This is a genomic window from Actinokineospora sp. (assembly GCF_050699995.1).
GTDB lineage: Bacteria > Actinomycetota > Actinomycetes > Mycobacteriales > Pseudonocardiaceae > Actinokineospora.
This window is the reverse complement of record NZ_JBOHGC010000099.1, coordinates 1-8179: the sequence shown is the minus strand read 5'-3', so window position 1 is coordinate 8179 and position 8179 is coordinate 1. Positions and strand designations below refer to the sequence as shown.

At 68.0% G+C, this 8179-nt stretch carries 9 protein-coding genes and 1 pseudogene; 5 read left to right on the top strand and 5 right to left on the bottom strand.

Going from position 1 to position 8179, the window contains the following annotated elements; genetic code table 11:
• The 3 genes and pseudogenes from ACRDSQ_RS05925 to ACRDSQ_RS05915 all read left to right on the top strand — a co-directional run.
• On the top strand, positions 1 to 599 hold a 599-nt coding region (locus tag ACRDSQ_RS05925; protein WP_431419478.1), incomplete at its 5' end, for a DUF6883 domain-containing protein.
• Positions 600 to 601: 2 nt separating this feature from the next.
• The gene (locus ACRDSQ_RS05920; protein ID WP_431419480.1) at positions 602 to 820 is read left to right on the top strand and encodes a DUF4926 domain-containing protein; all 219 of its coding nucleotides are present in this window, start codon (positions 602 to 604) and stop codon (positions 818 to 820) included.
• A gap of 139 nt (positions 821 to 959) precedes the next feature.
• Positions 960 to 1070, top strand: a pseudogene (locus tag ACRDSQ_RS05915) (hypothetical protein); the annotation flags it as partial.
• Between the two features lie 26 nt (positions 1071 to 1096).
• On the opposite strand, the gene ACRDSQ_RS05910 reads toward ACRDSQ_RS05915, so the two are convergent.
• The 3 genes from ACRDSQ_RS05910 to ACRDSQ_RS05900 all read right to left on the bottom strand — a co-directional run bounded on the left by ACRDSQ_RS05910 (position 1097) and on the right by ACRDSQ_RS05900 (position 4714).
• The gene (locus tag ACRDSQ_RS05910; RefSeq protein ID WP_431419477.1) at positions 1097 to 2299 is read right to left on the bottom strand and encodes an acyl-CoA dehydrogenase family protein; all 1203 of its coding nucleotides are present in this window, start codon (positions 2297 to 2299) and stop codon (positions 1097 to 1099) included.
• A gap of 29 nt (positions 2300 to 2328) precedes the next feature.
• Positions 2329 to 3624: an acyl-CoA dehydrogenase family protein gene (locus ACRDSQ_RS05905; RefSeq protein ID WP_431419479.1), complete on the bottom strand. Its 1296-nt coding sequence runs from the start codon at positions 3622 to 3624 to the stop codon at positions 2329 to 2331.
• Positions 3625 to 3748: 124 nt separating this feature from the next.
• Positions 3749 to 4714 carry a D-2-hydroxyacid dehydrogenase gene (locus ACRDSQ_RS05900; RefSeq protein ID WP_431419476.1) on the bottom strand — a complete coding sequence of 322 codons (966 nt, stop codon included), beginning with the start codon at positions 4712 to 4714 and terminating at the stop codon, positions 3749 to 3751.
• 501 nt (positions 4715 to 5215) lie between these two features.
• On the opposite strand from ACRDSQ_RS05900, the gene shbA reads away from it, so the two are divergent.
• On the top strand, positions 5216 to 5881 hold the full coding sequence (gene shbA, locus ACRDSQ_RS05895; RefSeq protein WP_431419475.1) for an RNA polymerase sigma factor ShbA: 666 nt from the start codon (positions 5216 to 5218) through the stop codon (positions 5879 to 5881).
• 11 nt (positions 5882 to 5892) lie between these two features.
• Here shbA and ACRDSQ_RS05890 read toward each other — a convergent pair whose 3' ends face one another.
• Both ACRDSQ_RS05890 and kstR read right to left on the bottom strand, forming a co-directional pair.
• Positions 5893 to 6507, bottom strand: a complete 615-nt coding sequence (locus tag ACRDSQ_RS05890; RefSeq protein ID WP_431419473.1) for a class I SAM-dependent DNA methyltransferase — start codon at positions 6505 to 6507, stop codon at positions 5893 to 5895.
• Positions 6508 to 6556: 49 nt separating this feature from the next.
• The gene (kstR, locus tag ACRDSQ_RS05885) at positions 6557 to 7183 is read right to left on the bottom strand and encodes a cholesterol catabolism transcriptional regulator KstR (RefSeq protein WP_431419471.1); all 627 of its coding nucleotides are present in this window, start codon (positions 7181 to 7183) and stop codon (positions 6557 to 6559) included.
• A gap of 74 nt (positions 7184 to 7257) precedes the next feature.
• Here kstR and ACRDSQ_RS05880 point away from each other — a divergent pair.
• The coding region (locus tag ACRDSQ_RS05880) for an acyl-CoA dehydrogenase family protein (protein ID WP_431419470.1) at positions 7258 to 8179 on the top strand (922 nt) is incomplete at its 3' end.

Sequence of the window (8179 nt, the reverse complement as noted above, 5' to 3'; positions counted from 1 at the left end):
GGTTGGTCATCGGCTTCGCGATAGCTGCAGCATGCGGAACCAGTCCAATCGGTGTTATTGCCTGCGGAGCGATCGCGGGGGCCGCTGGCGGCGCGGTAAGCGAGGGATCTCAAGGGCGAGACCCGGTCCAAGGCGCTGTCGTAGGCGGGCTATTTGGTGGAGCGTTCGGCAACGCCGCGAAAGCATTGATGGCCGCGAAGTCCGTTCAAGCGGGTGCGACATCGGCAGGGACGGTCGGAGGTAATGCTTTGCCGTCGTCATCGCCGAAGGCGGCGGCCGACGTGAGGAAGTTCTCCGACTATATCTTTAAGGCTGGCGCAAACCATGGAAAGACCCCCGTGTTTACGAGGCTCGGATTCTCGAGGACCAATTCGGAGGAGCTTGTCGAGATCTACACCAGCCAGGCGGCGGAAAAGTACGCGCGAGGAAGCTATACTCTTGGCAAGAAGGATGAGTATGGGCAGCGTATCAATATCGAAATTGAGCTTCACGGAATAGGTAACGCGCGCGGAAATGTGAGCTATCTTACTAGTGGCTGGATGGTTAAATCGGACGGCTCGCTGATGTTGAACACTCCATTCTCTGGATTTTCGAGGTGACGATGATCGCCCTGTACAGTCAGGTCGAAATAGTTGCGGTTGAGCGGCCAGCCGAAGGCAAGTTCGTTGGTGTCGTCGGATATGTGATCGAGTCGTACGACGATAATGCTTACGAAGTCGAAGTGTCCGACGAAAACGGCAATACGGTCGCTCAGTTCGTAGCGCTCGAACGGGAGATGTTGGTCCTTCCTGAAGGGGGTGTAGCGGAGGGAAGTGAATGACTGCTCGGCTATTAAGGTACGTGGCTGGTTGGGTCGGTTGCGGTGCTTGATAACTGATGACGTGCGATGAACTCGGTGCGCAGGTCGGGGGTCGGTGTCCGTCGTATGACGTGCTTCCCGCTTGTGACGTGTCTACGCGGAGGTCGCCTATCTTGATCGCGGACACCATCACGAGGCGCGTTATCAGGCCGCGTACGAGCGCGAGCGGATCGAGTTGCTGCGCGACGGAAACGGCGCCCCTCAGGGGTGAGAGGCGCCGCTTCCGTTGTCGCTACGTCACTTCAGGTCGGCCGACGACTTGTTCAGCAGGCGGCGGGCGACGATGAGCTGCTGGATCTGCTGGGTGCCCTCGAAGATGTCGAGGATCTTCGAGTCGCGGGCCCACTTCTCCAGCAGCGAGTTCTCGCTGTAGCCAACGGAACCGGCCAACTCGACGCACCGCAGGGTGACGTCCGAGCCGGAGCGGCCCGCCTTCGCCTTGGCCATGCTGGCCTGCAGCGAGTTCGGCTTGCGGTTGTCGGCCATCCACGCCGCTTCCAGCGACAGCAGGTAGGCGGCCTCCCAGTCGGCTTCCAGCTGCAGGAACGTCGCGGCGGCGGCGGACTGGGTGTTGGCCGGGCGGTCGTAGTCGATTTCCACGCCCGCTTCCGACAGGATCCGGCGGGTCTCCTCCAGGGCCGCGCGGGCGACGCCCACGGCCATGGCGGCGACCAGCGGGCGGGTGTTGTCGAAGGTCTGCATGACCCCCGCGAAACCCTGCTCCGCGCTGACTTCCGGGCTGCCCAGCAGGTTGTCCTTGTGGACCCGGACGTTCTCCAGGCGGAAGTGCGCGGTGTCCGAGGCGCGGATGCCGAGCTTGTGCTCCAACCGGACCAGCTCGAAGCCAGGTGTGCCGCGGTCGACCACAAAGGACTTGATGGCGGCCTTGCCGAGCGAGCGGTCCAAAGTGGCCCACACGACGACGCAGTCCGCGCGCTCGCCGGAGGTCACGAAGATCTTCTCGCCGTTGAGGACGTAGTAGTCGCCGTCCTTCACCGCGGTCGTGCGGATCGCGCCGGAGTCGGAGCCGGTGTCGGGCTCGGTGATGGCCATCGCGGCCCACTTGCCCTTGTAGCGCTCCAACTGCTCGTCGTTGGCGACCGAGGCGATGGCGGCGTTGCCCAGACCCTGCCGCGGCATGGTCAGCAGCAGACCCACGTCGCCCCAGCACATCTCGATGGTGCCGAGCAGCAGCGACAGGTTGGACCCGTTGCGGTTGCCCTTCTCCTTGCTCGTGTCCGCCCGGACGCCGCTCGCGCCCGCGCCGCCGCCCGAGGCCGACAGGCCGTCGAGGAGCGCGGCGAGCATGTCGAGTTCCTTGGGGTAGGTGTGCTCGGCGTGGTCGTACTTGCGTGAGTTGGGGCGGAAGAACTCGGCGGCGGCCTGGTGTGCCTGGTCCACGAGCTGCTCGAACTTCTTGGGAACCTCAAGGTTGATCATCTGAATTCTCTCCCGTTGTCCTTGAGCCCTCAGACGAGGACGACGCCCTCGGCCAGACCGATAACCCGAAGATCGCGGTACCACCGCTCCACCGGGTGCTCCTTGACGAACCCGTGTCCGCCGAGCAGCTGCACGCCGTCGTTGCCGATCATCATTCCCTTGTCCGAACACAGTTTCCGGGCCAGCGCCGCCTCACGGGCGTAGGTCTTGCCCTGCTCCGCGCGGCTGGCGGCGCGGTAGGTGAGCAGGCGCATGCTCTCCAGTTCGATGCCGATGTCGGCGACCTTGAACGCCACGCCCTGCCGGTGGCTGATCGGCTCACCGAAGGCGACCCGGTCGTTGACGTAGGGGATCACGTAGTCGAGCACGGCCTGCGAGGTGCCGACGGCGAGCGCGCACCAGCCGATGCGGGCCAGGCGGACACATTCGGCGTAGACGTCGCTCTTGCCCTCGGCGAGCAGCGCGGTGGCGGGCAGCGACACCTGGTCCAGGTGCAGCTTGCCGAGCGACGCGGCCCGAAGGCCCATGGCGGGCTCGGACTCGATGCTGACGCCCTTGTTGCCCGACTCCACCAGGAACAGCGCGGGACCGCGGCCGCCGAGGTCGGCGGCGACGATGAACAGCTCGGCCTGCGCGGCGCGCGGGACCAGGGACTTCACGCCGGTGATGGTGAAGCCGCCGGGCGTGCGGTGCGCCTTGGTGGTGAGGGAGAACGGGTCGAACAGCGCGCGCGGCTCCTGGATGGCCAGGGCGGCGGCGGGCACGTTGTCGCCGACGAACGCGGGCAGGTAGGTCGCCTGCTGGTCGCCGTCGCCCCACAGCACCAGGGCGTTGCTCACCGCGGACGGCGCGAGGCAGGCGACCGCGAGACCCATGTCGCCGTGCGCCATGGCCTCGGCGATCAGCACGTTGGTGACCGCGGAGCGCTCACTGCCCACGCCGCCGAGGTCCTCGGGCACGCCGACCAGGGTGACGCCGAGTTCGGCGGTCTGGGTCAGCAGCTCCTGCGGGGTCTCGCACTTGGCGTCGGCGTCCGCGGCGACCGGGCGCAGCCGCTCGGCGGCGAACTCGGCGACGGTCTCGCGGATCATCTGCTGCTCTTCGGTCGGCGTCAGGTCGAACAGACCCTTGGCCGACGCGGACGGCAGCCGCTTGGGCTTGCCGGACTTCTGCGCGGCGACGAACGTGCGGCCGGCCGCGCCGATGGCGGTGAACCCGGTCTTCGTGGCCTGGTAGACGGTGTTCTGCATCGGCTTGCGCAGCCCGAACCGGTCGAGCACCTCGGTGCTCGCCAAACGGTTCAGCACCGCCAGCGCCGTCCCCATGGCGTCGCGCCGCGGCGGCTTCGCGCCGACTCCCTCTTTCCCGGCCATGCTGCTCCCTCATCGGTTCGGACCTCTTACCTACTCTAGAGTAGCAAGTGGTTCCAGTCGACCCCTGTGGCCCGGGTCACCGACGGTAGAGGCGCTTGTCGACCACGTTGAGCAGCGGTTCTTTCCCGATGTAGCGGTCGAGGTTGTCGGCGAAGAGCCGGACCAACTCGTCGCGCCACCCCTTCACGTCGCCGGACATGTGCGGCGAGATCAGGACGTTGGGCATGTCCCACAGCGGCGAGGACGGCGAGAGCGGCTCGTCGGCGAACACCTCGATCGCCGCGCCCGCGATGGTCCCGGAGTCCAACGCGTCGAGCAGGTCCGAGGTGACGATGAGGCCGCGGCGGCCGATGGTCACCAGTCTGGCGGTCGGGCGCATGGCCCGCAGGGCGTGCGCGTCGATCAACCCGGTCGTGGCGGGCGAGAGCGGCAGGGCGACGACGATGTGATCGTGCTTGGGCAGCGCGGCGCGCAGGTCCGTGAGCGCGACGACCGAGTCGAAGTCCGGATCCGACTCCCGGGCCGCTTGGCCCGCGCCGGACACCGCCACCCCGACGGCCCGGAGTTTGCGCCCGATCGCCCGCCCGATCGGGCCGGTTCCGATGATCAGCGCGCTCGACCCGGCGAGGCGTTCGGTCTCCCGCTTCTGCCAGGTGCGGCGCTGCTGCAGCCGCATCGTCGTGGGCAGGTCCTTGGCGAAGGCCAGCATCACCGTCAGCACATACTCCGCGACGGGCTCGTCGAAGATCCCGCGCGCGTTGGTCAGCACGACGTCGGAGTCGATCAGCTCGGGTATCGCGAGGTGGCCGACACCCGCGGCGGCCGCGTGGACCCAGCGCAGGGCGTTCGCCGCGGGCCAGACATGGGCCAGCGCGGTACTGCGAAGGTCCCAGACCAACAGCACATCGGCGCCGGGCAGGGCCTCGGCCAGGTGGTGCGAGGTGGTGTAGCGGACCGTCGACTTCTGCTCGATCGTGGTCATCCGGGGCGGTCGCTCGGCGCCGTGCAAAACGACGACGATCGGCCGCCGGGTGGCGTCCATAGCGGGTGCATCCCCATTTCGGGTTCTTCGCTGCCCAACTGGACAACCCAGGCAACGCTAGAAACCTGGAGGCGGGACTGTCAACGCGGTGACAAATCGCGGTCACCACGCTCGACGTTACCGTCCGTGCTGTCGTAGTGACGAACGTCAATGCGATATGGCGGTTCGCACAACATCCGCTGCCTGTGGATCGGCAACTTCGGAGAGTCCACAGGTAGTCCACCGTTCGTGACTGATTCTCCGGATTGACCTACGCAATGTTGCGTCTCGGGACCTTGGACCCTTACGGGACGAAGGTTGAATGAGAAAACATCCTCGAAGAAGTACTAGGGGAAACCCTGGTGCAGAAGGTCTTCCCCGGCTAGCATCACTCTCCGTCAAGGATCACCATCGAATCCGACGATCCGAGACGGAACAGGGGACGCGAGTCGGGGAGCCCGCGCCACACCGGATCTCATCGGCGCACCGTCGCACCGTGCGCCGCACACTCTGGGGGCTCATGTGAGTTCTGCCATCAAGCCGGCCGGGTCGGACACCGACACGCCGGTTCCCGCTCCCGCCGCGCGGTCCCAGGGGACTGACGCGATCTTCACCCGGCTCAAGAGCTCCGCGTTCCACGAGCTGGTGGCCGCCTCGCTGCAGGGCGACCGCGAAGCCATCGGCACGCTGTTCGCCTGGATCAACCCGGCGATCATCCGCTACTGCCGGGCCCGGATCGGCCGCACGGGGTCCGCGTACTCCTCCGCCGACGACGTGGCCCAGGAGATCCTGCTGGCCGTGCTCGGCGCCCTCCCGCGCTACAACGACAACTGCGAGTCGTTCCTGCCGTTCGTCTACGGCATCGCCTCGCACAAGGTCGCCGACTTCTACCGCCGCTCCGGGCGCGACCGCTCCGAGCCGGTGGCCGAGCTGCCCGAGACGATGGACGTGGGCCTCGGCCCGGAGCAGATCACCCTGCGCGGCGAGATGCGCACCCGGCTGGTCTCCCTGCTCGACACCCTCGCCCCCCGCCAGCGCGAGATCCTGGTGCTGCGCCTTGTCGTCGGCCTCTCCGCGCAGGAGACGGCCACCGCGATCGGACTGACCGCGACGGCCGTTCGGGTCGCCCAGCACCGCGCGCTCACCCGGCTGCGCGGCGCCCTCTCCGCAGGGGACTGGCTCGGTTAGCGACTCGCGGGTCAGACCGCGGCAGCGCGTAGGTAGAGCTGGACTTCGATACGTCCGGGTTCGGCCATGGCCTCGACCTCGTGTAGGTGCGACACCTCGAAGCCCGCGTCCGCGACGACCTGTCGCAGATGGTCCGGCGGGTAGGCCGAGACCGACGTCGGCGCGCCGAGGAAGTTCACCGGGAACGAGTCGAAGTCGCCCTGCACCATGCTGACCAGCAGGATCTTCGGGCCTCGCAGCTGCTCACGGATGTTGGCCAGGGTCGCGGCGATGTCCGCCTTGGACAGCATGAGCAGTGCGAAGAACGCGACCGCGGCGTCGAATTCACCCAGTTCGGCCGTCTCCCGCAAGTCGCCGCGCAGGTAGGTGCCGCCGGGCGCCTGCTCCTCGGCGAGGTCGAGCATTGTTTGCGACTCGTCCACTCCGACGACCGTGAAACCGGCGTCGATCAGCTGCTTGGCGGTGGGCAGGCCGCTGCCGCAGCCGAGGTCGAGCACGCGGGCCCCAGGGGGCAGCTGCTCGATCAGCCAGTTCGTCTCGGCGATCTGCGCGTCGCGCTCGACGAACGACTCGTCATAGCGCTTGCCGATCAGGTCGAACGCGGGTGTGGTGTTCTCGGTAGGCACGCCGCACAGCATGCCGCGACGCGCGCCGATGGGCCAGCTACCGAATGGGTCAAGTGCGGGAGTCCTTGCGCAGCAACAGTCGGACCGTGAGTTCGAGACGGTCGGCGACGTCGTTCGCGGTGGCCCGCCTGGTCACCCAGGCGACCAGGTTGGACAGCCACACGTCGGCGATGACCCTGGCGATCGCCATGTCCTCTTCGGTCGGCTCGTCGTGCATGGCGTAGGCGAACATCCGGTCCATGAGCCTGCCCACCGCGTCGACCTCGGCGGCGGCGGAGGCGTCGGCGAACATGAACGCGCGGGTCATCGCCTCGGTCAGGTGCGGGTCGCGCTGCATGGCGCGGGTGACCCGGCCGAGTACCTGCAGGACACGGTCGTACGGCGTCGCACCGGGGATGGTCGCGCGGTCGAGCCGCTCCAGGCCGCGTTCGAGTTCGCGCGCGAGGCCGGTGACCAGCAGGTGGATCTTCGAGGGGAAGTAGCGGTAGAGCGTGCCGAGCGCCACGTCGGCCTTCTCGGCCACCGCGCGCATCTGGACCGCCTCGAAGCCGCCCTTGGAGGCCAGCGCGATGGTCGCGTCGAGGATCCGCTTGCGGCGGTCGCGCTGCGCGGCCGAGCCGGGCTCATCTTCGGTGAGCAGGCCGTTCGCCGCGCGGGGCCGGTTCGTGGCGGTCATCTGACATTCCTGTCCGTCGAAAACTGAAACACGTTCTATAGTAGCTCGTGGTTCCGACACGAGGAGGTCAACCCGTGCCGATCGCGGTCACCGAAGAAGAGCGCGCGATCCAGGACGCGGTTCGGGCGGTCGCCGCCCGGGTCGCTCCCCGTCGATCGGTCCGTGAACACGTTCCACACTGTACCCGCGAGTTGATCGACCTCGGGGTACTCGGGATGGCCGTGTCCACCGAGTTCGGCGGCGCGGGCGGATCCGTGTCGGACCTGGCGGCGGCCCTGGAGCAGGGCGCCTACGAGCTGTTCGGCGGGCCGCTGCTGACCTCGGCGCTCGCCTGCCTGCTGCTCGCCGAGGCGGGCACGCCTGAGGCGAAGGAACTGCTCCCGGGGCTGGTCGAGGGGACCGTCTCGGTGGCGGTCGCACTGTGTTCGGACGGTGTGGTCAGCCGGCCCGACGGGACGCCGGCGGGCGAGGTCATGGTTCCGCGGGCGGACTACCTCGTGGTCGGGGTGGACGATCTCTGGTGTGTCAGGCCGATCGCGGACCGAGGGGAGCCGGTCGAGGCGCTCGACTTCTCCCGGCCGCTGGTCCGGGTCCGGCTCGACGGGATCCGGCCGGAAGCGGTGCTGCCGGGGCTGACGGACACCCGGGTCTCGGACCTCGCCGTCACCCTCGGCGCGGCCGAGGCGGCGGGGATCGCGCGGTGGTGCCTGGACACCGCGGTCGCCTACGCGAAGGTGCGCGAGCAGTTCGGCAAGCCGATCGGCGCGTTCCAGGCGGTGAAACACCTGTGCGCGGAGATGCTGTGCAGGTCCGAGCGGGCCGCCGCCGTCGCGTGGGACGCCGCCAGGGCCGACGACCCGGTCGCCGCGGCCGTCGCGGGCGCGATCGCCTTGGACGCCGCGGTCGACAACGCGAAGGACTGCATCCAGGTCCTTGGCGGAATCGGCTTCACCTGGGAACACGACGCCCACCTCTTTCTGCGGCGCGCGTCAGCGC